27 protein-coding genes are annotated in these 25,540 nt (G+C 57.0%); 14 read left to right on the top strand and 13 right to left on the bottom strand.

Translation table 11 applies throughout. From position 1 onward, the window contains the following. Positions 1-157: 157 nt before the first annotated feature. Positions 158-2,098, bottom strand: a complete 1,941-nt coding sequence (locus tag RSK20926_RS05795; protein WP_008205036.1) for an acyl CoA:acetate/3-ketoacid CoA transferase — start codon at positions 2,096-2,098, stop codon at positions 158-160. A 197-nt stretch (positions 2,099-2,295) separates the two neighbouring features. On the opposite strand from RSK20926_RS05795, the gene RSK20926_RS05790 reads away from it, so the two are divergent. Continuing rightward, a complete protein-coding gene (locus tag RSK20926_RS05790) occupies positions 2,296-2,805 on the top strand; it encodes an AAA family ATPase (protein WP_083805741.1) in 510 nt (169 codons plus the stop codon). 21 nt (positions 2,806-2,826) lie between these two features. On the opposite strand, the gene RSK20926_RS05785 is transcribed toward RSK20926_RS05790, so the two are convergent. Next, on the bottom strand, positions 2,827-3,597 hold the full coding sequence (locus RSK20926_RS05785) for a FadR/GntR family transcriptional regulator (protein WP_008205034.1): 771 nt from the start codon (positions 3,595-3,597) through the stop codon (positions 2,827-2,829). Positions 3,598-3,804: 207 nt separating this feature from the next. Here RSK20926_RS05785 and RSK20926_RS05780 point away from each other — a divergent pair, with 207 nt between their 5' ends. From RSK20926_RS05780 to RSK20926_RS05760, 5 genes are all read left to right on the top strand, one after another. Then, positions 3,805-5,022, top strand: coding sequence for an aminotransferase-like domain-containing protein (locus tag RSK20926_RS05780; protein ID WP_008205033.1), 1,218 nt, complete (start codon positions 3,805-3,807; stop codon positions 5,020-5,022). Between the two features lie 64 nt (positions 5,023-5,086). Next, a complete protein-coding gene (locus tag RSK20926_RS05775; RefSeq protein ID WP_008205032.1) occupies positions 5,087-5,410 on the top strand; it encodes a hypothetical protein in 324 nt (107 codons plus the stop codon). 107 nt (positions 5,411-5,517) lie between these two features. Continuing rightward, positions 5,518-8,973 (top strand): chromosome segregation SMC family protein, encoded by a 3,456-nt coding sequence (locus RSK20926_RS05770; protein WP_008205030.1) that lies wholly within the window; start codon positions 5,518-5,520, stop codon positions 8,971-8,973. Positions 8,974-9,129: 156 nt separating this feature from the next. Further along, on the top strand, positions 9,130-9,597 hold the full coding sequence (locus RSK20926_RS05765; RefSeq protein WP_037254031.1) for a YbjN domain-containing protein: 468 nt from the start codon (positions 9,130-9,132) through the stop codon (positions 9,595-9,597). Positions 9,598-9,665: 68 nt separating this feature from the next. Next, positions 9,666-10,034, top strand: coding sequence for a hypothetical protein (locus tag RSK20926_RS05760; RefSeq protein ID WP_008205027.1), 369 nt, complete (start codon positions 9,666-9,668; stop codon positions 10,032-10,034). Positions 10,035-10,042: 8 nt separating this feature from the next. On the opposite strand, the gene RSK20926_RS05755 is transcribed toward RSK20926_RS05760, so the two are convergent. The 4 genes from RSK20926_RS05755 to RSK20926_RS05740 form a co-directional block, all read right to left on the bottom strand. Beyond that, complete coding sequence (locus RSK20926_RS05755) at positions 10,043-11,212, bottom strand: lytic murein transglycosylase (RefSeq protein WP_008205026.1); 1,170 nt, start codon at positions 11,210-11,212, stop codon at positions 10,043-10,045. 40 nt (positions 11,213-11,252) lie between these two features. Beyond that, entirely contained in the window at positions 11,253-12,164 is a 912-nt protein-coding gene (cbiB, locus tag RSK20926_RS05750) for an adenosylcobinamide-phosphate synthase CbiB (RefSeq protein WP_008205025.1), read from the bottom strand. After that, a complete protein-coding gene (locus RSK20926_RS05745; RefSeq protein WP_037254143.1) occupies positions 12,161-13,135 on the bottom strand; it encodes a threonine-phosphate decarboxylase in 975 nt (324 codons plus the stop codon). Before RSK20926_RS05745 ends, cbiB begins: the two co-directional genes overlap by 4 nt. Positions 13,136-13,264: 129 nt before the next feature. Beyond that, positions 13,265-14,254 carry a glutathione S-transferase family protein gene (locus RSK20926_RS05740; protein WP_037254029.1) on the bottom strand — a complete coding sequence of 330 codons (990 nt, stop codon included), beginning with the start codon at positions 14,252-14,254 and terminating at the stop codon, positions 13,265-13,267. A 302-nt stretch (positions 14,255-14,556) separates the two neighbouring features. Here RSK20926_RS05740 and RSK20926_RS05735 point away from each other — a divergent pair, with 302 nt between their 5' ends. Further along, on the top strand, positions 14,557-14,928 hold the full coding sequence (locus RSK20926_RS05735; protein WP_008205022.1) for a hypothetical protein: 372 nt from the start codon (positions 14,557-14,559) through the stop codon (positions 14,926-14,928). Positions 14,929-14,990: 62 nt separating this feature from the next. On the opposite strand, the gene RSK20926_RS05730 is transcribed toward RSK20926_RS05735, so the two are convergent. Both RSK20926_RS05730 and RSK20926_RS05725 read right to left on the bottom strand, forming a co-directional pair. Next, positions 14,991-15,488: a L,D-transpeptidase family protein gene (locus RSK20926_RS05730; RefSeq protein WP_232281854.1), complete on the bottom strand. Its 498-nt coding sequence runs from the start codon at positions 15,486-15,488 to the stop codon at positions 14,991-14,993. 39 nt (positions 15,489-15,527) lie between these two features. After that, positions 15,528-16,700 (bottom strand): MalY/PatB family protein, encoded by a 1,173-nt coding sequence (locus RSK20926_RS05725; protein WP_008205020.1) that lies wholly within the window; start codon positions 16,698-16,700, stop codon positions 15,528-15,530. 176 nt (positions 16,701-16,876) lie between these two features. Here RSK20926_RS05725 and def (RSK20926_RS05720) point away from each other — a divergent pair, with 176 nt between their 5' ends. From def (RSK20926_RS05720) to RSK20926_RS05695, 6 genes are read left to right on the top strand one after another with little or no spacing between them, the layout of a single operon-like run. Beyond that, complete coding sequence (gene def / locus RSK20926_RS05720; protein WP_008205019.1) at positions 16,877-17,395, top strand: peptide deformylase; 519 nt, start codon at positions 16,877-16,879, stop codon at positions 17,393-17,395. 7 nt (positions 17,396-17,402) lie between these two features. Continuing rightward, positions 17,403-17,909, top strand: coding sequence for a peptide deformylase (gene def, locus RSK20926_RS05715; RefSeq protein WP_008205018.1), 507 nt, complete (start codon positions 17,403-17,405; stop codon positions 17,907-17,909). Beyond that, positions 17,906-18,403 (top strand): peptide deformylase, encoded by a 498-nt coding sequence (def, locus tag RSK20926_RS05710; protein WP_008205017.1) that lies wholly within the window; start codon positions 17,906-17,908, stop codon positions 18,401-18,403. Before def (RSK20926_RS05715) ends, def (RSK20926_RS05710) begins: the two co-directional genes overlap by 4 nt. Positions 18,404-18,418: 15 nt before the next feature. After that, positions 18,419-19,327: a methionyl-tRNA formyltransferase gene (fmt, locus tag RSK20926_RS05705; protein ID WP_008205016.1), complete on the top strand. Its 909-nt coding sequence runs from the start codon at positions 18,419-18,421 to the stop codon at positions 19,325-19,327. Positions 19,328-19,356: 29 nt separating this feature from the next. Continuing rightward, positions 19,357-19,593 (top strand): hypothetical protein, encoded by a 237-nt coding sequence (locus tag RSK20926_RS05700; RefSeq protein ID WP_008205014.1) that lies wholly within the window; start codon positions 19,357-19,359, stop codon positions 19,591-19,593. An 11-nt stretch (positions 19,594-19,604) separates the two neighbouring features. Next, positions 19,605-19,841 (top strand): hypothetical protein, encoded by a 237-nt coding sequence (locus RSK20926_RS05695; protein WP_037254026.1) that lies wholly within the window; start codon positions 19,605-19,607, stop codon positions 19,839-19,841. Positions 19,842-19,938: 97 nt separating this feature from the next. Here RSK20926_RS05695 and RSK20926_RS05690 read toward each other — a convergent pair whose 3' ends face one another. The 5 genes from RSK20926_RS05690 to ispH all read right to left on the bottom strand — a co-directional run bounded on the left by RSK20926_RS05690 (position 19,939) and on the right by ispH (position 23,302). Further along, complete coding sequence (locus RSK20926_RS05690) at positions 19,939-20,562, bottom strand: trimeric intracellular cation channel family protein (protein ID WP_008205011.1); 624 nt, start codon at positions 20,560-20,562, stop codon at positions 19,939-19,941. Positions 20,563-20,600: 38 nt separating this feature from the next. Beyond that, on the bottom strand, positions 20,601-21,062 hold the full coding sequence (gene rnhA, locus RSK20926_RS05685) for a ribonuclease HI (protein ID WP_008205010.1): 462 nt from the start codon (positions 21,060-21,062) through the stop codon (positions 20,601-20,603). Beyond that, entirely contained in the window at positions 21,055-21,642 is a 588-nt protein-coding gene (locus tag RSK20926_RS05680; RefSeq protein ID WP_008205009.1) for a class I SAM-dependent methyltransferase, read from the bottom strand. The genes rnhA and RSK20926_RS05680 overlap by 8 nt, the downstream gene beginning before the upstream one ends. Beyond that, positions 21,639-22,253, bottom strand: coding sequence for a LysE family translocator (locus tag RSK20926_RS05675; RefSeq protein ID WP_008205008.1), 615 nt, complete (start codon positions 22,251-22,253; stop codon positions 21,639-21,641). Before RSK20926_RS05675 ends, RSK20926_RS05680 begins: the two co-directional genes overlap by 4 nt. Before the next feature lie 95 nt (positions 22,254-22,348). Further along, positions 22,349-23,302 (bottom strand): 4-hydroxy-3-methylbut-2-enyl diphosphate reductase, encoded by a 954-nt coding sequence (gene ispH / locus RSK20926_RS05670; protein WP_008205007.1) that lies wholly within the window; start codon positions 23,300-23,302, stop codon positions 22,349-22,351. Positions 23,303-23,709: 407 nt separating this feature from the next. On the opposite strand from ispH, the gene RSK20926_RS05665 reads away from it, so the two are divergent. Further along, positions 23,710-25,540, top strand: a 1,831-nt coding sequence (locus RSK20926_RS05665; RefSeq protein ID WP_232281853.1) for a hybrid sensor histidine kinase/response regulator, incomplete at its 3' end; no start/stop codon positions are given.

The following is a 25,540-nucleotide window of genomic DNA, read 5'->3' as shown; positions in this document are numbered from 1 at the left end:
TTCCTGAAAACTCAAACCGCTTTGCTTGCTAAGCCACACCCGGCCGATAGGCCGGGCAGCGCCCGGCCCCTCCCACGGGAGGGCGCTATCGCACCCGCCCTGGGTCAGGTGCTGCCCTGATGTATTCCAAAAAGCGTTTCAGCCTTTGGTTAGTTTCCTACGACCCCCAAATCGCCTGCTGCGCTTCTTCGCTGCTTTCAAAGATATGCGGTTGCACGCTTCGGGTAGACAGCGTGTCCTGCATTTTCAGGCGCATAAAGGCGCTGGTGGTGTAGTGGGCAATGCTCTCGCTGCCTGCCTCCAGCAGGGCCTCAACCGTAGCGGAATACTCATCCTGCAGGTCTTCTGCGACGCGGAAGCCGTTCTTGTTCACCACCAGGCTGACGCCCTTACCGCTTTTGGCAAAGGTTTCTTCCAGCACTCGGGCCAGATCTTCGATGTCCTGGCGTTTCTTGACGCTCCAGCCTTCGAGGTTGAGGAACAGAGTGTGCCGACCGGCATCATAGGTGACCCGTTTTGGCAGGTTCACATTCAGAAGATCATCCAAGAGCCCCATGGGTTCATCCCGGAAGATTCGCGGGTCCATGGGGATGACGTTCTCGATGATCGGCTTAAAGCCCATTAGGCTGGTGATGTCGCGTTCAATGTCGATGCCCGGCGCCACCTCGATCAGCTCCAGCCCGCGTGCGGTCAGCTGGAAGACACAGCGTTCGGTCACATAGATCACCGGCTGGGCCCGGCTGCAGGCATAGGTGCCAGAAAAGGTGATCTGATCGATGGAGCGCACGAATTTCTTGTTGCGCCCCTCCTGAACGATGCGCAACTTGCCGTCCTCGACTGCGATCTGCAGTCCGCCAGCAGTAAATGTCCCGGCAAAGACCACAGCGCGGGAGTTCTGCGAGATATTGATGAAACCGCCGGAGCCATTGAGGCGGCCGCCGAAATGGGAGGAGTTCACATTCCCCTCCCGGTCGCATTGCGCCATGCCTAGGCAAGTGAGGTCCAGACCGCCGCCGTCATAAAAGTCGAACATCTGATTCTGATCGATGATGGCATCCGCGTTGCGCGACGACCCAAAACTCGATCCGCCGGCCAGCACGCCTCCCACGGCCCCGGCTTCGGTTGTGAGGGTAATGTAGGGGGTGACCTTTTCCTCATTGGCAATGGCCGCGACCCCGTCAGGAGCGCCGACGCCCAGGTTCACAGCACCATTGGGGGGCAGCTCAAAGGCCGCCCGGCGGGCAATGATCTTGCGCGCATCCAGGGGCATTTTTGGCATGCCCTCGACCGGTACCCGGATCTGGCCGGAGAGGCCCGGATCATGCAGAACGCCGTAGTTCATCCGGTGCATCTCGGGCGTGTCAGCAACCACCACGCAATCGACCAGGATGCCGGGAATCTTGACCTCCTTGGGCTTGATCGAGCCCTCTTCGACGATGCGCTCCACCTGGGCAATGACAATGCCGCCATTGTTATGCGCGGCCATGGCCTGGGCCAGACAGTCCAAGGTCAGCGCTTCTTTTTCCATGCTGACATTGCCGGCCGGATCAGCGCTGGTGCCGCGGATGAAGGCGACATCGATCTTGGTGGCCTTGTAGAACAGCCATTCCTCTCCGTCGATTTCGTGCCGCTTGACGATATCCTCCTGGGTACGCTTATTGACCTTGGCGCCGCCGTGGCGCGGGTCGACAAAGGTATGGAGGCCCACCTTGGAGAACAGCCCCGGCTGACCTGCGGCGCAGGCGCGATAGAGCTGCGAGATCACACCCTGCGGCAGGTTATAGCCGCAGATCTTCTCTTCCTGCGCCGCCTGCGCCACCTTGGGCATGCGCCCGAAATTGCCGGCGATCACCCGGCGCAGCAATCCGTCATGATAAAGGCGACCGGTGCCCAGCCCCTTACTGTCGCCGGCACCTGCACACATGATCAGGGTCAGGTCCCGCGGCGCGCCTTCATCCAGGAACCGCTTTTCCAGCGCCGCATGCAGCATCTCCGGGATGCAGCTCTGCACAAAGCCGGTGGTGGTCACCACATCCCCGTCCCGGATCAGTGCCATGGCTTGTTCAACGGTTGTAATCTTGTTGCGGATACGGCTCATGTGTCCCGGTTCCCCCTGTCCTGTGAAACGCCGCTTGCGGCGGATCTGATAGGGTATTCTGGACTTCCGCTGGGGAAAGGTACTTTTCGATTGCGGCGAAGAATGGACTGTTCTCGCCAACCTTTGTCCTCTGGAAGCTGCGAGTGGCCTCTGCTTGCAAAGCGGAGGCTTGACACGCCCCGGTTTCTGTCAGCTTCATACCCTATCGCAATAGTGCATTTGATAGAATCCCAGACGGAGCCGGGAAGAGCACCTATGGGTTGCGGCTGGCCCGTGAGCACCGGACAGTTCTGCTCAATCTGGACTATTGGATGGCCCGTTTGTTCAGTCCGGACCGCCCGGACGGCCAGATCTGGGACTGGTACCGCACCCGCAAGGCCCGCTGTCTGGAGCAGATCTGGGAGCTGACCCGTGACCTGCTGCCGCACCAGGAACATGCGGTTCTGGAACTGGGCCTATTGCAGAGTGCCGCGCGGGTGGGTTTTTTCCAGCGTATTCAGGAGGCAGGATTTGAGTTCCGCCTGCATGTGCTTGAAGTGCCTTCAGATGAGCGCTGGCAGAGGGTGCAGCGCCGCAACAGGGAGCAGGGGGAAACCCATGCGATGCATGTATCGGAGGAGGTGTTTGCCTTGGCCTCGGGCCTTTGGGAAAGCCCCTCTGAAGCGGAAGGCACGCTTTATGAAATCATCCGCAAGGGTGCGGAATAGACGGGTTTCGGCAAAGGCTGCTCAGGATTTCTGCTTTTCGTGATCAAGGCGCTGTTTTGCAATCTCCGCGTTGCGCTCGCTGCGCTGGTGATCGATCAGAGATTGCTTCACATAGTCTAGGTGGTCTTCAACCGCTTGGCGGGCGCGAAGAGGATCGCGATCTTGCAGCGCAGCATTGATTGCCCGGTGCTGGCCCAGCAAGGCTTCATAGGTAGTGTGACGACTGAACATGATCCGCCGGTTGTAGAACACCCCCTCGTGCAGCAGGTCAAACATGGAGCGCATCATATGCAGCATGATAACATTATGGCTGGCATCCATGATGGCAGAATGAAACTGTGCATCCAGACTGGCGGCTTCATCCGATAGGGCAGGGTCGCCCGCTGCAACCATCTTGTCAAAGATGGTTTGGATCACTTCTAAGTCCGCATCAGAGCCGAATTGTGCAGCGCGTTCTGCTGCCAGGCCTTCCATGTCGCGACGAAAGCTGAGGTAGTCAAAGACCGCCTCGTCATGGGTGGCGAAAAGCCGGATCAATGCCGGTGAGAATGCTGATCCCAGCACTTCCGCGACAAAGATACCTGATCCGGCCCGCGCAGTGAGAAGGCCGCCTTCCTGCAACTCTGCGATTGCATCACGCAGAGAGGGGCGTGAAACGCCCAGCCTTTCAGCCAGCTCTCGCTCTGCCGGGAGGCGCTCTCCGGGAGAGAGGATGCCGCGTAGGATCAGCTGCTCAATCTGGCGCACAACAGAGGCAGAGAGCTTTTCGGATTGTATCTTCTGAAACGGCATGGAGGCCTCTGATGGGGTTTCTCATTGTTCGGGCCGTGGGGAACCCAATGGAAGTGGTAAAATCATATGACCGGGCGGCGAGCAAGGCCACAAGGATTGCGCAACAATGGCAAAGCCTATTGGGTGTTCTGTGAAATAAAAGGTCAATGATGTTGACTCTTATTGAAATGGACCTATGGTGAGATAGATAGGTCAGGAGTACTTACCATGTTTCTGGAAGAATTATTTGCAACGCGAAGCTCGCGTATGACGGCATCGGAAATCCGCGAGCTCTTGAAACTGCTGGACCAACCGGGGCTACTATCCTTTGCCGGCGGTATCCCCGATCCGTCGCTTTTCCCGGCGGCAGCCTTCTCTCAGGCTTTCCAAGGGGCCCTGACCCCGGAGAACCAGGCGGCAGCCCTGCAGTATTCTGTAAGTGAGGGGTACCTACCACTCAGAGAGTGGATCGCGGGCGAAATGGCAAAGCTAGGCATATCATGCACACCGCAGAATATTCTGATCACCTCCGGTTCGCAGCAGGCCCTGGATTATCTGGGCAAGCTGTTTCTGTCTCCGGGTGATACTGCGTTGGTCAATGCACCAACCTATCTCGGCGCGCTTTCCGCTTATAACGCCTATGAGCCCAACTATGATCAGTTAAATTCCGGCGGGAACCGCGACGCAGCCAGCTATGCCAAAGCCGCAGAAGAAGCTGGGGGCCGGGTGAAGTTTGCCTATCTCTCGCCGGACTTTGCCAATCCCACCGGTGAGACCATGCCGCAAGCGGGGCGGCAGGCGCTTTTGAATTTGGCGGAGGAGTTGGACTGCGCGGTCATCGAAGACGGCGCATACCAGGCGCTGCGCTATCAGGGAGAGGATCAGCCACCGGTTCTGGCGCTGGAGATCGCGCGCAAAGGAAGTATCGAAGATTGCCGGACCATTTATTGCGGTTCTTTCTCCAAAACGCTCTCCCCTGGTCTGCGCCTGGGCTGGGTGGTGGCGGCAAAGCCGGTCATTGCACAGCTGGTACTGGTGAAGCAGGCCGCTGATCTTCATACGGCGACTCTGAACCAGATCGCCGTACACCAGGTTGCCTCCCAAGAGTTTGAGGGACATGTTGCAAAGCTACGCGCTGCTTATGGCGCGCGTCTGGATGCAATGCTGACGGCCTTGAAAGAACACATGCCCAAAGGGGTTTCCTGGAGCAGCCCCGAAGGTGGGATGTTTGTCTGGCTGACATTACCAAGGGGTCTGGATGGGGCAGACCTGCTACAGCAGGCACTGAAGCGCCACAGCATCGCTTTTGTTCCTGGGCAGGCTTTCTTTGCGGATGGCAGCGGCAGCAACACGCTGCGGCTGAGTTTTTCCGCTCTTCCGGAGCGTGACATCATAGAAGGTATCAGGCGTCTTGGGCTACTTTTGCGGGAAGAAATGACTGACTAGATGTGGATGGCTTGGCTAGAAAAGGCTGGAGTTCTCGTCAGGGTTGAGCAACTCTGGCGATGCTATGCGGTTTCTTACCTATCTCCCCCTGTCTGTCTTGATTGCCTGCAGCACACCCGATCCCCATTTCAAAGGGCAGGTCGCAACGCGCGTTACCATTGAGGGCAGCACATTTGATGTCCGTCTGCGGGGTAACTTGGCCGAGGCCCTTCGCATCAATCCCGAATATGCCCCCCGCCTTGGGCCTTTGCGGCAGCGGGCAGCTAAGGCAATGGAAAGCGTGAGCGGGTGCCGGGTTTCAGGGGTGCTGGGAGATCAGGCGCTGATGACGGGAATTCTGAATTGTACCGGCTCTTCCACGCCTACCCTTGGTTATCCACAGGAATAAGCGGTTCCAGCGGGGTGATAGGTCCAGAGGCACTTCAGTTAGCGTTGACAGGCTGTGCCCTCTGCTGCTCGACTCGGAGGTCAGAAGAATCACAGCAGGGATAGGCGTTGCGCTTTTCCAAACTCAGGCTCAGTGGCTTTAAAAGCTTTGTTGATCCGACCGATCTGATCATCGGGGACGGTTTGACAGGTGTGGTTGGGCCCAATGGCTGTGGTAAGTCGAACCTGCTGGAAGCGCTGCGCTGGGTCATGGGGGAAACCCGAGCCAAGGCGATGCGCGGTGGCGGCATGGAAGATGTGATTTTTGCCGGTACATCGTCGCGCTCGGCCCGCAATTTCGCAGAGGTCAATCTCTTGATCGACAACTCCGAGCGGCTGGCTCCCTCGGGGTTCAATGACAGTGATCAGCTGGAGATTGTCCGCAGGATCACGCGAGATGCTGGCAGTGCCTATAAATCCAACGGCAAGGACGTTCGCGCCCGTGATGTGCAGATGCTCTTTGCGGATGCTTCTACCGGCGCCCATTCGCCCGCCCTGGTGCGGCAGGGGCAGATCTCTGAGTTGATCAATGCCAAGCCCAAATCCAGGCGTCGCATCCTGGAAGAAGCGGCGGGGATTTCGGGGCTGTATCAGCGTCGCCATGAGGCGGAGTTGAAGCTAAAGAACACCGAGCAGAATCTTCTGCGGGTTGATGATGTTGTGGAGCAGCTGGCCGGGCAACTGGGGCAACTTGCCCGTCAGGCGCGCCAGGCACAGCGCTATCGCGATATCGGTGAAAAACTGCGCCTTGCAGAAGGAATGCTGCTGTACCGGCGCTGGCGCGAAGCCGATGATGCCCGGCTTTCCGCAGAAGAAGAGTTGACCATCCGCGTGACCCAAGCTGCCAAGGCCGAGAGCCTATCACGAGCGGCGGCAGCCAAGCGCGCAGAGGCCGAAGAGGGTTTGCCCCCGCTTCGTGAGGAAGAGGCCATCGCCGCCGCGATTTTGCAGCGCCTCTCAGTGCAACGCGATGCCTTGGGGGATCAGGAAGCACAGGCCCGACAAGCTATCGAACGGCTGGTGAGTCGGATCCAGCAGCTGGGCAATGATATCGACCGAGAATCCGGGTTGAACCGCGACGCAGGTGAGACCATCGAACGGTTGGAGTGGGAGCAGCGGGAGTTGGCCAAGGCCAGCGAGGGCCATGACGACAAGCTGGCCGAAGCGGGGGAGCTTGCGCGGGAAGCTGGCCAAATCCTGGAAAGCCGCGAGGATCACCTGACCCATCTGAATGAGGATGTGGCGCGGCTGTCGGCGCGCTATCAGTCTGCACGCCGTTTGGTAGAGGATTGCCAACGCACCTTGGACAGAGCTGAACGCGAAGGGGAGGCCTCAGCAGCTGCTCAGGCCCAGGCGCGGGAAGCTCTGGAGCAGGCAGAAGAAGGCTTTGAGGCGGCAGTCGACGCAGAGGAAGAAGCGCGCGAGGCAGCCGAAATGGCAGAAGAGGCGCTGGCTGCAGCTGATGAAGCGCGGACGGAGACTCAATCGCTTGAATCTGATGCGCGGGCTCAGCGCTCTGAAGCAGAAGGCGAGCTTGGCGCTTTGCGCGCGGAGGTGACTGCTCTTGCCAAACTGGTGGAGCGGGACACGGCGGAAAGCGGTCAAATTCTGGATGAACTGAGCGTGGCCCCTGGCTATGAGAAGGCCTTGGGTGCGGCCCTGGCGGATGACCTGCGCGCACCATTGGCTGCAGTGGATGGGCCAACGGGTTGGATCTCTCTGCCAAACTATGAGCGTGATGCCCCGCTGCCCGACGGGGTGGAGCCCCTTGCGAAGCATGTCTCCGGACCAGAGGCTCTGTCGCGTCGAATCGGTCAGATTGGTCTGATCGATGGCGACCACGCCCGCGAGCTGCAGCCACAGCTTTTGCCAGGGCAGCGTCTGGTTACACTGGAAGGGGATATCTGGCGTTGGGATGGTTTCCGGGCTTGGGCGGAGGACGCGCCTAGCGCTGCTGCGCTGCGTCTGGAGCAATTGAACCGGCTGGAAGCGCTGAAGCAGGATATGGAACGAGTCAGTGCAAAGGCTGATGGGGCAAGGGCGGCCCATGAGATGTTGATGCGCAAACTCGAAGAAGTCAGCCAGGCCGATCAAAACGCACGCCAGGCACGGCGGGTCGCAGACCAGCGCGTCGCAGATGCAGCACGGGCGCTCAGCCGGGCTGAAGCAGAGCGTAACCTTGCTGAAGGAAAGCTGGAAACACTGGGAATTGCGGTTGCCCGTCATAGTGAAGACGCAATGAACGCGCGTTTGCAGCTAAAAGACGCTGAGACAGCGCTGGCCGATCTGGGAGACCTAGATGCTGCCCGTGCGGCGGTTGAGGATATCAAGCAGAGCGTTGAGGCGGCACGGATCACCATGCTGACGCACCGCTCTGCCCATGATGAACTGCGCCGTGAGGGAGAAGCCAGGATCAAGCGTGCGCAGCAGGTGACCAAAGAGGTTTCAGGCTGGCGTCATCGCCTGGATACGGCAGAACGTCGCATAGAAGAACTGGCCGAACGGCGCGAGACCTCCCAGGAAGAGCTGGAGGATGCCCATGCGGTTCCTGCGGAAATCGCCGAAAAGCGCGAAGAGCTGAATGAAGCCATTGAAGAGGCTCAGCTGCGCAAGACCGATGCGACCGAAGCACTTGTCACCGCAGAAGCCGCCTTGCGCGATCTGGTCCAGAATGAACGCGAGGCAGAGCGTCTAGCCTCTGAAGGGCGTGAGGCACGGGCGCGTTCGGAAGCGCTGTGCGAGGCGGCGCGCGAAACCGTGGGGCACGCAGCTGAGCGCATCTTTGAGGATCAGCATTGCACACCGCAGGTCCTGCTGGAGCAGCTTGATGTGAACCCCGAAGATATGCCGCGCTCGGAAGAGCTGGAGGCGGAAGTGAACCGCCACAAGCGGCAGCGTGATGCCCTGGGTGCGGTCAATCTGCGGGCCGAGGAAGACGCACGCGAAATCCAGACCGAACATGACGAATTGGTGTCCGAAAAGGCAGATCTGGAAGAGGCGATAAAAACCTTGCGTAGCGGCATTGCCAGCCTGAACCGCGAAGGACGTGAGCGCCTTTTGACCGCCTTTGAGGAGGTGAATGCCAGCTTTGCCAATCTGTTCACTCATCTTTTTGGCGGTGGAGAAGCCAATCTTGTTATGGTCGAAAGTGATGATCCGCTGGACGCTGGGCTGGAGATCATGTGCCAGCCGCCGGGCAAGAAGCTCTCGACTCTGTCGCTTTTGTCCGGTGGGGAGCAGACCCTCACAGCTATGGCACTGATCTTTGCGGTCTTCCTGTCGAACCCTGCGCCAATCTGTGTGCTGGATGAGGTCGACGCACCGCTGGATGATGCCAATGTGACCCGTTTCTGTGATCTTTTGGATGAGATGTGCCGCCAAACCGATACGCGTTTCTTGATCATCACCCACCATGCGGTGACCATGGCACGCATGGATCGCCTGTTTGGTGTAACGATGCAGGAAAAAGGCGTTAGTCAACTGGTATCGGTTGACCTTAAAAAAGCCGAAGCACTTGTCGCTTAGGCTTTTTTTGCACAGAATGGTATTGCCAGATTGCACCCGCGGAGGCGCAAAGGGGAATACTGGCAAAAAGCCTCCCCTTGCAGCTTGGCCTGTTGCAACAGTAGTTAGTCCGGGATGAAACCAAGGCCGAACGAGAAGAGCCAATTGGAGGGAACTATGAAACTTACGAATACTATGTTGGCAGCAGCTATCGCACTTAGCCCAGTTGCAGTTCAGGCGCAAAACATTGTTGCAACCACTGCTTATAGTGCCAAGAGCTTCTTTGAGAATGAAGGTGCCGAAGTTGAGGCGACCACTGACAATGTTGGTGATCCCAAGCTGAAGGTGAATTATTACGGCAATGAGTTCTCCGTTTATTATTACGGTTGCGACAATAACTCTGACTGTAACGCGGTGCAGTTCTTCTCTGGCTATAAAACAGATGGCAGTGTGCGCCTGTCCAAGATCAATACCTGGAATGCTGAGAACCGCTACGCACGGGCCTATATCTCTGATAGTGGCGCTGCGCGCATCGAAATGGATATTTTCTTGGGTCGCGATGGCGTCAGCGCCGATGATTTTGCTTCGATGGTAAGCCTCTGGGCCCGCTCGATGAGCGAGTTCGAGGACATGATCGACTGGTAAATGTGCTTTTCCGGTGTGATAACCGGAACGTGACACAGCACGGCGCTTTGAGGCGCTAGGATGGGGGCATGAAACTCTTCCTGCCCCTTTTTCTATGCCTTATTCCCATTCTGCCAAGTACTGCCGCTTCAACAGAGTGGCAATTGCGGACCGGGGATGCTCCCCTCTCAGTGGCAGAGCTTGAGGCCCTAGCTGGAACATACTTCAGGTTCTACGACGATGGAGAAGCCTTCTTTGGGACAGAAGGGGCCTATGCCTATACCTATGCACCCGCCAATGGCGGTGGAACAGCATGGGGCAGCTATAGGATTTCGGCTGATGGCGGGATCTGTGTCGATTTTGTCAATGGCGCGCAGAGATGCGACCTCTATGTGCGAAATGGCGCCCGCCTGATGCTGATCACCGCCGAAGGGGAGCGTTATCCCATACGCAACTAGAGATCGGCCTAGAGGCGGTTTAGTAGCGCAGGGGTGGGCCAGGCATCCGCAGGCATACCAAGGCGCTGCTGTTCTCTTTGAACGGCTTGGCGCGATTTTGCGCCCAAAATACCATCGACTTTGCCTACATCATGCCCCAAAGCCTGTAGCTTGCGCTGCAATTGCTTCATCTGCGACCCGCTGAGCCCCTGATCAGGATTTCCGGCTTGATACACTGGCTCACCCCCCAAGCGGTTGGCGAAATAGGCCGCAGTGAGCACATAGGTAAAGCTTTGATTCCATTCGAAATAGACATCGAAATTCGGATAGGCTAGAAAGGCGGGCCCTTTGTGACCCTGTGGTAGCAGGAGGGAGGCCTGCAGGTGGCCTGCTGCCAGGTTTCCTTTACGGGGTTCCACCCCCAGTTGGGACCATTCCTTGACCGTCAGTTTGGTGGCGGTGCCGCTTTTACTTAGATCCAGGCCCGAAGGTATATGCACCTCTTGCAGCCAGGGTTCGCCAGCTCGCCAACCAAGATGCGCTAGCATTTTGCCGCCGGACATCAGGGCATCAGGGGCAGAGTTTTTCAGACTGACCTGGCCGTCGCCGTCCGCATCGACCCCATTTTCCAGGATATCCTTTGGCAGCATTTGCACCATGCCGATCTCTCCGGCCCAGGCGCCCGTGGTGCGGTTTGGGGCAAAATTTCCACGCTTATAAAGCTCCAGCGCCGCAAAAATCTGCGGACGGAACAGCTCGGGGCGGCGGCAATCATGCGCCAGCGTGATCAGCGCATTGCGGGTGTTAAAATCCCCCTGGAAGGCGCCGTAGTCGGTCTCAAAGGCCCAAAAGGCCAGAAGAACACCACGGTCGATACCATAGGTGTCCTCAATCCGGCGGAAGATGCTGTCGTATTTCTTGGCCATGGCGCGGCCACGATCAATGCGATTCTGGGAAATCAGACGACGCGAAAACTCGATAAATGGTTTTTGGAAAACGCCTTGCGCTCTGTCCGCTTTCAGGACCTTGGGGTCCTGGCGTGCGCCTTTGAAAAAGGCGTTTACGGTTGCGACGTCATAGCCTGCTGTCACCGCCTCTTGTTTGAGGCCGGCAACGAAATTCGAAAAACTGCCGCCACATTGCGAATAGGCCGCAACCGGAGTCAGAAGGGCTGCAAGGGCGAGAGGCAAAATGCGCATGAAGACTAATCCTTGTTGAAAACCCGTGGCCTTCTATGTGCTAAAAGATCAGAGCAAAAGCAACCAGAAGCGCAAGAGCCAAGCCCCAGGCACGCCAGAGCATCTCCGCAGCGCGCAGGATTGAATACCCGGTGCTGCTTTTTGCGCCCTTTGCATTGACCCAGGGAAAATCGCGCATTTCGCCATCGTAGGATCGCGGTCCCGCAAGGGAAAGCCCAAGTGCGCGGGCAATAGCCGCCTCAGGCCAACCCGCATTGGGCGAGCGATGGCGCCGCGCGTCCGCTGCAATTTCAGGCCATTGCCGAAGTGAGCCTCCAACAGCCGCTAGCAACAGACCCGTCAGACGCGCAGGCAGCAGGTTCACCAGGTCATCCAGCCTGGCCGTCCCCCAGCCGAACTCTTCGTAGCGGTCATTGTGATAGCCAATCATGCTGTCACCAGTATTGATCATCTTATAGGCGATGAGGCCCGGCAGACCGGCAACCAGGAACCAGAAAGCTGGCGCGATCACCCCGTCGGACATGTTTTCAGAGCCGCTTTCAATCGCGGACCGTGCCACTTGTGGCGCTGTCATTTCTCCGGTGTCCCGACTCACGATCATGGAAACTGCTTTTTGACCCTGGGCGAGTGACTGGCCCAGCCCTATCGCAACCGCCTTGATATGTTCCACCAATGAGCGTTGGGCCAAGAGGATAGCGGCGATCAGCACCTCTGCAATTGGCCCAAGGAAAGAGAGCAGCCAACCGATACAAAGCCCACCCAACAATAGAGCAGCCGCTGCGAGGCAGCCCTTGAGGCGCTTCTTTGCACCTGAATTCAGTGTGTGATCCAACCAGGAGACACATTTGCCCATCAAGACCGCCGGATGCGGCAGTCGTGACCATAGCCAGTTTGGCTCGCCTACGAGGGCGTCCAGGATCAGCGCCGCGATCAGCAGGCTTGCTTGGCTCATAGGGCGGCCTCGAGACGGCTCCAGGCTCCTTTGGGTGGTAGGCCCAGGCGTAGAAAGTGTTTTGAATAGGGGAAGATGCGGCTCCAGAAATGCGCTTTGGCCAAACGCTCCTGCCAAGCCGCTGCATCTTCGACTTCATAAAGGCGGAACAGGTCTGTTCCTCCCGCAAGTTTGGCGCCCTTAGCAAGCATGAGCTGATCCAACTGCCCAGCGGATGCGGCCAGATCTATGCGTGTCTGCATAGCCCAATTCGGATCATTCAAGGCAGCGATGCCAGTTTTCAACGCTGGACCTGAAACGCCCCAGGGGCCTTGAAAATCCGCCAATCGTTGGATGAGATCAGGATCCCCAATGGCAAAACCCAGGCGCATTCCGGCTAGCCCCCAGAACTTGCCAAAACTCTTGAGGACAAGGGTTCCCGGTCTTCCTGCCATTGAGATGAGGCTTTGCTCGGGGCAGATGTCGCAAAAGCTTTCATCTATGATGGTCAGTGGCGCCGAAAGCTCCTCTGCTGTCCAAAGGCGACCATCGGGATTGTTGGGATGCACCGCCACACGGGCCTGAGCCGAGGCCTGATTGGTCACCTGCCAGCCATGGTTCTGGAAGGAAGCCGCGTGCTCATTGTAGGTGGGTGTCTCGATGCAAACCGTGCCGGGGGGCACCAGTCCCGGGATCTGAGCAATCAAAGCCGAAGCGCCGGGAGCCGCCAGAACAGCAGCTTCCATTGGAATGTTCCAAAAACCGCGTGCGGCAGTGATTAGATCGGCCAAAAGGCTAGCATCCGGTAGAGCGCACCAATCTTCCTGGGTGAAAGCTGGAATAGGGTAAGGAGATGGGTTGATGCCTGTCGACAGGTCAATCCAATCATCTGGTTCACCGCCAAAACGCGCGATGGCAGCACTCAGATTGCCGCCATGATCTCGCTTACCTGCCCCACAGCTTGCAGAGCTATCCGCTGCTTGTTCTGACATCATATACCCTGTTTTTGCCTGGACAGCAGGGTGCATTTTGCACCTGCTAGAGCCATATGAAACAGAGTTTGCGACAAAGCAACTGGGCTTTGAACCCGATACAGGGTAGGGTAAACCGACAAGAACCTACTACTTGGAAGAAAGATGCGCCCGCCCCGGCGCTTCGTGCCAGTTGATCTCGGGATTGATGGGCAAAATCCGGTGAGGGTTAATTGTGTCATGACTGTAGTAGTAGTGACGCACGATATGTTTCATGCCGATGGTCTCTTCCACACCGGGCCATTGATACAGCTCGCGGCAATAGGCCCAGAGATTGGGATAATCCATGATCCTCTTTCGATTGCACTTAAAGTGGGTGTGATACACCGGGTCGAACCGAACGAGCGTTGTGAATAGGCGCCAATCGGCCTCTGTCAGCTGATCTCCCAAAAGGTAGCGATGCTGGGAGAGCAGGTCTTCGAGCCAATCCAGGGTTTCAAAAAGTGGAGCCGCTGCGGCGTCATAGGCCTCCTGCGTGGTGGCAAACCCGCATTTGTAGACCCCGTTGTTCAAACTGCTGTATATCCGGGCGTTCACCGCTTCGATTGGTTCGCGCAGCTCTTCTGGCCAGAAGTCCAACTCATTCCCGGTGATCTCATCAAAGGCGGAATTGAACATGCGGATGATTTCAGCGCTTTCATTGGAAACAATGGTCTCCTGCATGCGGTCCCATAGAATGGGAACGGTTACGCGACCGCTGTAACTGGGATCAGCGCGGGTATAGATCTGGTGAGCGTGGCTGCTGCCATAGAGGTGATCACCCGTCGCCCCATCTTCATCTGTCTCAAAACTCCAGCCTTCTCCCAGCATGTCAGGATGCACAACTGAGACGCTGATGTGATCTTTCAGACCTTTGAGAGTGCGGAAAATCAGGGTGCGATGGGCCCAGGGACAGGCTAGGGAAACATAAAGGTGATAGCGCCCACTTTCAGCCTGGAAACCACCTTTGCCCTGTTCTCCGGGGCTGCCGTCCGGGGTGATCCAATTGCGAAACTGCGCTGCTGAGCGTTTGAAAGCACCACCGGTGGATTTTGTATCATACCAGCGGTCCTGCCAGACCCCGTCAACCAAAAGTCCCATGCTGTAGCGCCCCTTCATTCATTGCTTTCTGGCTATGCGAAAGCTAGCCCTACAATTGGCGCACTCCTATATCTGCTGACGCGCAGCCGCTCTGCAAAGTCGCACATCACTTTCGCGCAAACTCGTGCCCCGCCAGAAGATAGCGGGAGAGAGAAAGGAGAGATCGTGCTATCCATATGAGGCAGGGAGATTTCAAATGACCACAGTTTGTTTCAAAATGTTCACTTGATTTTAGGTGTTTCTCAGTCACCTTTAGAAAGCAACGACTCGCAGGGGTACACTCTGCACTGGGGGCCTGAACTATGACGACCTATGTTCCAAAAGCTGTACAAGACGCCCTGGATGACGCCCGTCTGAAAGGTATGAAAAAGAAGAGCCGCCTCCGGGTGCAGGTTGGCAATGCCTTTTTCCCCGTACTCAGAATGTGGAAGACCGGCTTCTCTGTCGAAGAAGAGACTGCACCGCAACTGCGTGGATTGGTGGACCTGTTTGATGGCGCGCGGCATTTGTCGCAGTGCCTGATCGTCGCCTCGGAGGCTGAGGGCGGTGAAATGCGTTATGAATTCAAGCGGGCCACTCCGGCTGCGGATCATGCGCCCCTCGATTTTTACCGCGCGCCAGATGCGCCTGTCGGCCTACTGGGTCAGGATGGGGCCGAAGGGCGCTTGCAATAGCGTCAGCGGGTACAAACTGCTGAAACAAACTGAAGCTTGTTTAATCGAGATCCGCGCTGGCATCAGGGGCGGATCTCAACTTTTGTACCAATATCAACCAACTGCCATAGGCGCTCCATCTCTGAATTGCTGATTGCGATGCAGCCCGCGGTCCAATCGCCCGGCAAGGTGAGCGCGCCACCAACCGCATTGGGTTGGCCATGGATGAAGATGTCCCCACCTGGGTCTATACCGGCGTCCTCGGCACGCTGCAGATCCTCTGCCTGCGGGTAGTCTAGCCCTAGGGAAAGGTGAAAACTGCTGTTGGCATTGCGGCGGTTCACCCGGAAAATGCCTTCTGGCGTCTTGCCATCGCCTTCTTCAGCCTTGTCACCGACCGGTTCAAACCCCAGCGCAATGTCAAACTCCAACACGGTTTCGCCTTGGCGGCTGGCCAGCAGACGTCGTGCGGATTTGTCGATCACTATCTGGTCAACCCGCTGCGCATCTTCCACCAAGGTGGGGATTGAAGGGGCTGGGGCAAAGGCATGCCAAAGCCCCCAGCCCAAAGCTGCGGTCAAACATAGTGCGGAGAGCTGTAGGGCGCGCCGCAACATAGTTTATTGAAGATCTGAGAAGGCCTTGGCCAGGCGCTCACCAGCCTCGGCGATACGAGCGCGCTGGGTGCCCAGATTGATCCGCAGGAAGCTCTCGCCTCCGGTGCCAAATGTCGTGCCATGATTGGCTGCGATCTTGGCATCCTTCTCGACGCGGCGGGTAAATTCTTCTCGGCTCATCCCCGTGCCAGAAAAATCGACCCAGGACAGGTAGGTTGCCTGCAGCCGCATGGAGTTAAGGCCGGGGATGCCAGCGATGGCGTCGTCAAAGACCTTTCGGTTGCCATCGAGATAGCTAACCAGCGCATCCGCCCATTCTGCCCCTTCTGGTGAATAGGCCGCGATTGTGGCGAGTTGTCCGGGAGAATTGGGAGAAAGCGCCAGAGCCAGCATCCGACGTTGAAACTGCTCACGCAGATGCGGATCCGGAACGATCACTTGCCCCGTGTGAAAACCAGCCAGGTTGAAGGTCTTGGACGGGGCCGTCAGCATGATGAGGCGCTCAGTCACCTCAGGTGCAGCATTTGCCATCGGGATATGGGTGGCGCCGTCAAACACTAGGTCGTGGTGGATTTCATCAGAAACCAGAAATAAATCGTGGCGCTTGGCAAAATCCGCGACCTCTTGCAGCTCTTCCTGGGTCCAGACCCGTCCACCTGGGTTGTGGGGCGAACACAGGATGACCATCTTTTCCTTGCCGGTCATCTGCGCGTCATAGGCGGCCATATCCAATTCATAGCGGCCGTCCTTATTGACAAGCTGGCACTCAACGACTTCGCGACCGGCGTTGCGGATCACCTTTGCAAAGGCATGATACACAGGCGTGAACAGGACAATGCCATCACCAGGCTGGGTGAAGGTGTCCAGGCACATGCCGACCCCATTCACCAAGCCGGTGGTGGTAAAGATCGAACCGGGTTCGACCTGCCAGCCGTGACGGTTCTGCATCCACCAGCAGATCGCATCCTTGTAGGTGCTGTCGCAGTTTACATAGCCGTAGATGCCATGGTCGGCCATTTCATGCATTTTGGCGGTGACGGGTTCGGGCACCCGAAACTCTGTATCAGCAACCCACATCGAAAGACCGTCTTCAGGCGATACGCCGTAGAGATCCTCCATAAAGTCCCATTTAACGCTCTGTGTGCCACGCCGGTCGATGATACTGTCAAAATCCATTTGGACGCTCCGCTTGTTTGCTTGCGAAGCTAACGGGAATTGCGGCGGGTGCAAGTGGTCTCGGTGGGAAGAGGTGTAGATCCAGGGCGATTGCTTTTGACCTGCGTTGAATGGCCCAATCAGCCCCGCTTTACGCAACCGTTGCAGTGACAGAGGTGATGGCCTAAATCAGGCACATGAAACACCCGATCCTGATCCATCCAGATCCCCGCCTCAAGAAGACCTGCGTGCCAGTTGCGGATCTTTCCGACAAGCTGCGCATTTTGGCCGATGATATGCTGGAGACCATGTATGCGGCTCCCGGCATTGGTCTTGCGGCGCCGCAGATCGGGATTATGCAACGGTTGATCGTGCTGGATTGCGAAAAGGAAGAGGGCAGCTCCGGTAAGCCCCTGGTCATGTTCAACCCGGAAATTCTGGCCTCCTCCGAGGAAACCAATGTCTATGAAGAAGGCTGCCTGTCGATCCCAGAGCAATTCGCCGAGGTAACACGGCCTAAAGTGGTGGATGTGCGCTGGATTGACCGTGACGGCAATGAGCAGAGTGAAACCTTCGATGGTCTATGGGCAACCTGCGTGCAGCATGAGATCGATCACCTGGACGGCAAATTGTTCATTGATTACCTGAAACCGCTAAAGCGTCAGATGATCACCCGGAAAATGCAAAAGCTCAAACGTGAGCGGGCGCGGGGCTGAGACTGCGATGGCGCTTTTGCCGATCCTGCGCTGGCCCCACGAAGGGCTTTCAAAACGCTGCGAAGAAGTTGCCCCCTCAACTCTGGGTTCTCTGGTCGCCGACATGTTCGAGACAATGTATGCGGCACCTGGCCGGGGCCTTGCCGCTCCACAGGTTGGAGTGATGCATCGTCTCTTTGTCATGGATGCGACCTGGAAAGAGGGACCTGGTTCGCCAGTGGTAATGATCAACCCTGAGATCATGGCCTATGATGGAGGGACGGATATCCTGGCAGAGGGTTGCCTCTCCATTCCGGGAATTACCATCGATGTCGAACGGTCAAAATCGGTCAATATGCGGTGGCAGGATCAGGCTGGCGACTGGCAGGAGCGGTGGTTCAGTGGCTTTGAGGCGCGTTGCATCCAGCATGAGTTTGATCACCTCGAAGGACGTGTGACCTTTGACCATCTAGAGGCTGAAGCCCGCCGAGAAGCCGAAGCCCGCTATGCATCAGCATTGGAGAATGAGATATGAGTGTTCGCCCCTGCCTGCCTTGGCCGGATCAACGGCTGCGCACCGCTGCCACAGAAGTTGTCGAGATCACTGATGAAGTTCGTACTACCTGGCAGGACCTGATAGATACCATGGAAGCCATGCCAGGTGTTGGTATGGGCGCCAATCAGATTGGTGTCATGCTGCGGCTGGCGGTGGTTGATGGCTCTTCCGAACGCGGCCGCGCGGTGCGAATGGCCAATCCAGAGATCCTGCACGCCTCCACCCAGTTGCGGGAGCATGAAGAGGCCAGCCCGAATCTGCCGGGTGTATCGGCTAAGATCAAACGCCCGCGCGCCGTAACCGTTCGTTACATGGATGAAAACGGTGAAATCACCGAGCGGGATTTTGTCGGGATTGAAGCCACCAGCGTACAGCATCAGATCGATCACTTGGACGGCAAGCTTTATTTTGATCGTCTGAGCAAAGTGAAACGCGATATGTTGATCAAGAAATCGAAGAAATTCAGTGGATAAGATTGGGAACGAGTAATGCGTATTGTCTTTATGGGGACGCCTGAATTTTCCGTCCCGATTCTTGATGCTTTGGTTCAGGCTGGTCACGAGATTGCTGCGGTTTATTGCCAGCCACCACGCCCCGCGGGACGCGGCAAGAAAGAGCGCCCCTCACCGGTTCATGCGCGCGCTGCAGCCCTGGGGCTAAAGGTGCGTCACCCGGTTTCTTTGAAAGGTGAAGAAGAACAGGCAGAATTTGCGGCACTTGAGGCTGATGTCGCGGTGGTGGTAGCCTATGGTCTGATCCTGCCACAGGCAGTGCTGGATGCGCCAAAACAGGGCTGCTTGAATATTCACGCCAGCCTTCTGCCGCGCTGGCGCGGTGCAGCGCCCATTCACCGGGCAATCATGGCCGGGGATGCGGAAACGGGTATCTGTATCATGCAGATGGAGGCAGGCCTGGATACTGGGCCGGTTCTGCTGCGCGAGGGCACCGAGATCGAGGATGCAGAAACCACTGCCGGGCTGCACGATAGGCTTTCGGAAATGGGGGCCTCTTTGATCGTGACAGCGCTGCGCCACCTGGAGGGTCTCTGCCCCGAAGTACAACCTGAAGAAGGCGTCACCTATGCGGCCAAGATCGACAAGAGCGAGGCGCAGATCGACTGGTCCGCTCCTGCTGAAGAGGTCGACCGCAAAATTCGGGCGCTCTCCCCATTTCCGGGCGCCTGGGTTGAGGTCGATGGACAACGGGTAAAGCTCTTGGCGTCACGCCTAACCACGGGGCAAGGTAAACCAGGAACAGTGCTGGATGCGGAACGCCTGATTGTGGCCTGTGGCAGCGGGGCGGTCGAACTCCTGCGTCTGCAGAGGGCCGGGAAGGGCGCACAGGATCGAGAGGTCTTTCAACGCGGTTTTCCCCTCGCCCAAGGGCGTCAATTGTAGCAGGCTCAGCTGATACAGGAGGGTAACCAATGTTTCTGACCTTGATGGGCACTGTGGTGATCGCGGGTATCGTCGGCTATGCCGCCGAGCGAACCGGGTTCACTCGGAATGGCTATCTGCCCTCGATTATCATCTGTGTTGGCGGGGCTTTCCTGTTCTATTTTGTGCGCATCATGTTTGGAATTGGCTTTGCCGCACCGGGGATCAATGCCATTCTCTCCTCTATTGGGGCGCTGATTATTGTGCCCTTTCATTGGCGACGGTAGAGGAGAAAACTGTGAGTATCGTCTTCTTGGTAATTATCGGAGCCGCCGCTGGGTTTCTGGCGACCCGCCTCATGCGGATTGAGGCAGACATCATCACGACTATTGCGATTGGAATAGCTGGCGCTTTGGTTGGGGGCCTGCTTTTGCGCGCGCTCTTGGCCGTGATGGGGATGATGGCTGGCTTTGTTGGTGCCGTGCTGGGCGCGCTGGCGCTGATTTGGCTCTGGCAAACCTATATCAAACGGTAGAATTCTTGCAGGCTGCAATCATCAGATCGTAGGTGCAAACCAGTGGGCACAAAGCCGAATTAGATTCGCGCCAAACCATATAGTAATGCTTAAAGGGCTAGTGCCTGGGTGGGCGGCTCTTGTAGACCGGTAGATGCCAGCCAAAGGCTATGGAGCCTGCCCGCAAAATCCAGCAAGCGCTGGCTCCGAGGATGAGAGAAAGCGGCACAGGAAGCCCAATCCATTGGCACATGACGGCGGTCGAGGCGCCTGCCATGGCTGCGGAGATATAGAGCTCTCCCTGCTTCAGAACCAAGGGAACCTCGCCAACGACCACATCGCGCATCAGACCGCCCAGACTGCCAGTGGCCATTCCCATCAGCACCACGATTACAGCGTGTTTTTCCAAGGACAACGCCACGCCGGTACCCGCAGCCACAGCAATGGCCAGAGCAAAACTATCCAGCCAGATCACCCAGCGAAGACGGCTCTCGACCAGATGTGCGGTAAAGAAGACCATGACCGCTGCAGTTGCAGCGAGCAAAACGGGGGCGGGGTCGGCAACCCAGAACACAGCATCACGGTTCAACAGAAGATCCCGTACGGTGCCACCGCCTACCGCAGTCAGGCAGGAGATAAAGGCAAATCCAACAATGTCGAGCTGCGCGCGGCTGGCTACCAATGCGCCAGTCAGGGCAAACACCAGAACGGATGCATAGTCGAGCAGGGTGATAAGGCTCATGGCCTAGCCCTCCAAGCTTTGGTTGCCATAGTGCAATGTCAGCCCTTTGATTTCTTATAAGGGGCCATTCCTGCTCTGGCGAGTTCGTCAGCGCGTTCGTTTTCTGGGTGGCCGGCATGACCTTTGACCCATTCCCAGGTAACCCGGTGGCGGCTTTGGGCCTCGTCCAGCCGCTGCCAGAGTTCGACGTTCTTGACCGGCTTTTTTGCGGCTGTTTTCCAGCCATTCTTTTTCCAGCCAAAGATCCAGCCTGTCACGCCATTCTTTACATAGGCGGAATCGGTAACAACGGTGATGGTGGATGAGCGTGCCAGGCTTTCCAGCGCATTTATCGCTGCCAGCAGTTCCATGCGATTGTTTGTGGTTTCCGCTTCGCCGCCCTGTAGCTCTTTCTCTTTGATGATTGCCTCACCATCCATGGCGCGCAGTAAGACGCCCCAGCCTCCAGGGCCAGGGTTTCCGGAGCAGGCTCCATCGGTGTAGGCATAGAGGTCAGGCATAGGCAATCATCAGAATGTAAGGGTCAATTGTTCCAGCCAGTCCTTTGCCCTCTCCTGTCACGCTCTGCAAGCGCCCAAAGCCATTCTCTGACAGGATATTTTCGAGTTCTGCCTTTGTGTAATAGGCATAGAAACGTCCCATACTGTCACGCTGCTCCCCGGTGCCGAGTTTGAGGCCCAGATAGAGACATCCCCCAGGGCGAATCGCGCGCTTGCAGGCCGCGATATGGCGGGGGAAATCGGCCTTGCGGGCATGCAGCAGCGAAAAGCTGGCCCAGATGCCATCATATAGGTCGATTTCTGTTAGATCATCAAAGGTGCCGATGCGCGCGCTGACACCTCGCTTTTCTGCGGCCATCACGAATTCTGGCGTTGGGTCTATCGCTTCAACAGTAAATCCGCGTTGTTTCAGTTCCGCAGCTTGAATGCCGGGCCCGCAGCCCAGATCGAGCACATGGCCGCCATCTGGAAGTGCAGCGCAGAACAGGTCTAGCCCTTCGATCTGGTCTTTGGACAGGGGCAGATCGGCATAGTCTTCTGCATTGCTGGCATAGACAGAGACAGTTTCCTTGTCAGTCATGCGCGCTCCACCGCCAGGCGGGCAGCAAGTGCAGCAAAGATCGCCGCAAAACTGCGGTTCAGCCAAGCCATGGCCCGTTCTGATCCCAGAATGAACCGCCGCGCCTGGGCCGCAAAGAGGCCATAGCACAGGAAGATACCAAAGGTCATTGCCATGAAGACCGCGCCAAGGAGGGTCATCTCCAATGTTGCGGTTGCAGGATCTCCGGACAGAAAGGGTGGGAGCAGGGCCAGAAAGAAAATGGAGAGTTTGGGGTTTAGGATATTGATCAGCGCGCCGCGTTGGACGATCCGCCAACCGGATTGCCGTTTTGGGTCAGACGAGATTGACAACGCGCCGCCGGATTTCAGAGCCTGCCAGGCCAAATAGAGGAGGTAAAGAACGCCCGCTGCCTTGACCAGTTGGAACAACACCGCTGAACTGTGCAAAACCGCTGCCAGTCCCAGGGTCGCAGCGGCCAAATGTGGTAGAATGCCAATTGTGCATCCAATAGCCGCCCAGACCGAAGGGCGCGCGCCTTGGCCTAATCCAAGGGCAAGCGTATAGAGGACGCCTGTGCCTGGTGCGAGCACCACAACAAAGGCTGTGACCAGAAACTGCAAAGAAATCATGCGAAAGAACCTCCAAGAACTTCTTGGCAGCCTAGGGGGCGAGCAGATGCACGTAAATAGCTGTCGCTCGCTTCGCAGGACTTTCTATGGTCCGGTTAGGCGCCAGTATGGCGGAGGACCCGTGGGACCTTGAACTCAACGCGTTCTACAGCTGTTTCAACCACTTCTACCGTTACATCATAGCGGTCTCTGAAGGCGTCGATCACCTCATTCACCAACAGTTCTGGGGCGGAAGCGCCGGCGGTGATTGCGATGGATTTGATACCTTCAAGGGCGCGCCAATCGATGTTTTCTGCGCGCTGCACCAATTGCGCATAGTCGCAACCGTTCTTAGCCCCAACCTCAACAAGGCGACGGGAATTAGAGGAGTTTGGCGCTCCAACCACCAAAAGCGCATCGGCCCTGGGCGCGACCTCCTTGACCGCCTCTTGGCGGTTGGTTGTTGCGTAACAGATGTCTTCTTTGTGTGGGCCGATAATTTTGGGGAAACGTGCTTCCAGCGCAGCGACGATCCCTTTGGTATCGTCGACTGACAGGGTTGTCTGCGTCACATAGGCGAGCTGAGCGGGATTGCGGACCTCAACATCGGCGACATCGCTGGGGGTTTCTACAAGCAGAACCTCACCCTCTGGCAGTTGCCCCATGGTGCCAATGGTTTCCGGGTGGCCTTTGTGACCGATCATGATGATCTGCAGGCCTGCCTCGGCGTGGCGCTGGGCTTCGATATGTACCTTGGAAACCAGCGGGCAAGTGGCATCGACATAGGTTAGTTCGCGCGCATCCGCAGCCGCAGGAACAGATTTGGGAACGCCATGTGCAGAGAAGATGACCGGGCGACCATCCGGACATTCATCCAGTTCTTCAACAAAAACGGCTCCTTTTGCGCGCAGCCCATCGACAACAAATTTGTTGTGCACGATTTCATGGCGCACATAGACCGGAGCCCCCCATTTTTCGAGCGCCATTTCCACGATCTTGATTGCGCGATCGACACCGGCACAAAAACCGCGGGGGGCTGCCAGGAACAGGGTGAGTGCTGGTTTGGTCATCGGGCGTCTCCTTGTGTTTCTGACCTAAGCTTTTCAAAGACGAAGGTCCAGCCTGTCGGGAGGTGCTCAGTTTCGTCGCCGACACAAGCACGCCTGCAAAGCGCTGTCGACAATGGAAAATAGTGAAAACTCTATAGGTTCGGGGTGAAACGCAAGGAAAATTAACCGCTTCACCTCATTCTCATGACAAGGAGGCCGGTCGTTTTGCGGGTCTTTCTTCGAAGCTAGGTCCCCGGAAGCCTGGAACTTGGGTTTTGATGGGTGTGGTTTTGCATGTGAAAAGAGCAGATTGAGTGAGTTTTGTGTCGATAGCAGCGAAATTTGGTCAACTCTTACAGGTGGGTGAGGCGTCTCAGCGTCCGCTTTGCAAAGAGGAAACCGCTTCCCTGGGGCGGCGCCTACAAACGGTGCGCCAGACATCTCGCGTGGTTGTGCTGCTGGGCGCCATATGGGCGTCGATTGGTTTTCTATTACAAGAACCTGCCATTTCCATCCTGGCATCAATCGCGGCAGTGGGGTCCGCCAGTGTTTCTCTCTTGCTGCAGCGAGGCTATCAGAATCTGGCGAGATTGGCCTGGTTTGGGTCAGGTCTGGTTGTCGTGGTTGGAGCCTGTTTCACCCTGCATCCCGCCAGCAATGTTGAACTGATGTTTGCAGCTTTACTAGGGGGGCCATTCATGGCCTTCTCGTTGCGGCGGGAGAGGAGCCTGATCCTACTGGTTCTGGCGATGAATGTTGCGGGCTGGTTGCTGGTTCGAGCCCTGGGACATGATTATTTTGGCCCTCCAATCGTTGGAGAGGAAATTTCGCAGAGCTACCTCTCCGCAGGTTTGCTTGGCACCATTTTTGCCATTCTCATTTTTGAAATGTGGTCCTTTAGTCATTTGGCTGACCGCTATGGTGAAGATCTGAGACGTGCCCATGAAGAGGAAAGCAAAGCCAACCAGGCCAAGAGCGAGTTTTTGTCTGCGATCAGTCATGAAATCCGCACTCCAATGAATGGCATCATCGGAATGGTCGAGATTTTGGAAGGCACAGAGCTGGACCCAGGGCAAAGGCGGAGTTTGCAGACGATCCGCGACTCTTCCAATTCCCTGATGTGGATTATCGATGAGATTCTCGATGTGACGCGGTCCGGGCCGAGCTCCGTCGAATTGGCGATTGAGCCGATGCGCTTGTTGCCACTTCTTGAAAACGCCGTCTCAACCCTGCGCCCCTATGCTCAGCAATTGAATGTGCAGTTTTCCTTCTCGATAAAACCAGATCTCCCTGAGACAATCATGTGTGATGCCGGCAGGTTGAGGCAGATCCTCCTCAATCTGATGGGGAATGCTATCAAGTATTCTGAAACAGATCCCGAACGCGGTGTGGGGCAGGTTTCACTTCGGGTCCAGTCGCGGGAGCCAGGATGGGTCGAATTTCTTGTTGAGGACAACGGGGCTGGGATCGAACCCGAATTGCAACAGCGGCTTTTTGCGCAGGATGGGACGGTTGAGCCAGTTGGCTACCGGCGCAATGAAAAGGGTAAGGGTTTTGGGTTGACCGTTGTGCGCCAACTGGTAGCGCACATGGGGGGGGAAACTGATCTGAAGAGCGAAGTCGGTAGAGGGAGTTTGTTCACCGTCAGGCTTCCCGCCACTGATCCGAAGGGGGTGATCAGAGGGCCCAAATTGGATGGAATTCAAGTGGTTGCCCAGATGCCGCGTCAGGGAGAGATCTGTACTTGGCCGACCTTTGTCCTTGCTGCTGAATGTGATCTCAAATGGGTCGCAAGCGAAGAAGAGCTTTTGGGTGCGATGCGCTCCAGCGATGCGGATACAATCTTTGTTTTGCCCTCGTTTTCCCGAACGGACGCGATGCAGGAGATCTTCGAGGAGGCTCTCAGGACTATGCCGAAACACCTGAAGCTCCTTGAAGTTTGCGACCGGGGGGGAGGGTCAAGCATCGTTGAGCAGGGAAAGGTCGTAGAGGTTCAATCTAGCCCTGTACTGCCCAGCGATTTCTGGGACGCTCTATTGGCTCTGGCCGAAACCCCAGGAAAGCAGAAGGTGGATGCCGCGCAGGGAGAAGGAAAATCCTTTAAACAAGGGCGCATTTTGGCAGCGGAAGACAATGAGATAAATCGCGCGGTCCTAGAGAGCCAATTGCAGGTCTTGGGGTGCGTCGCAACGGTGGTGAAGGACGGCGAAGAATGTTTGAAAGAGTGGAAAACCGGACTCTATGATCTGGTTCTCACGG

Source organism: Roseobacter sp. SK209-2-6, from assembly GCF_000169455.1.
Lineage (GTDB): Bacteria > Pseudomonadota > Alphaproteobacteria > Rhodobacterales > Rhodobacteraceae > Pseudophaeobacter.
The sequence above is the reverse complement of the archived record's forward strand: the minus strand, read 5'-3'. Positions and strand labels throughout refer to the sequence as shown.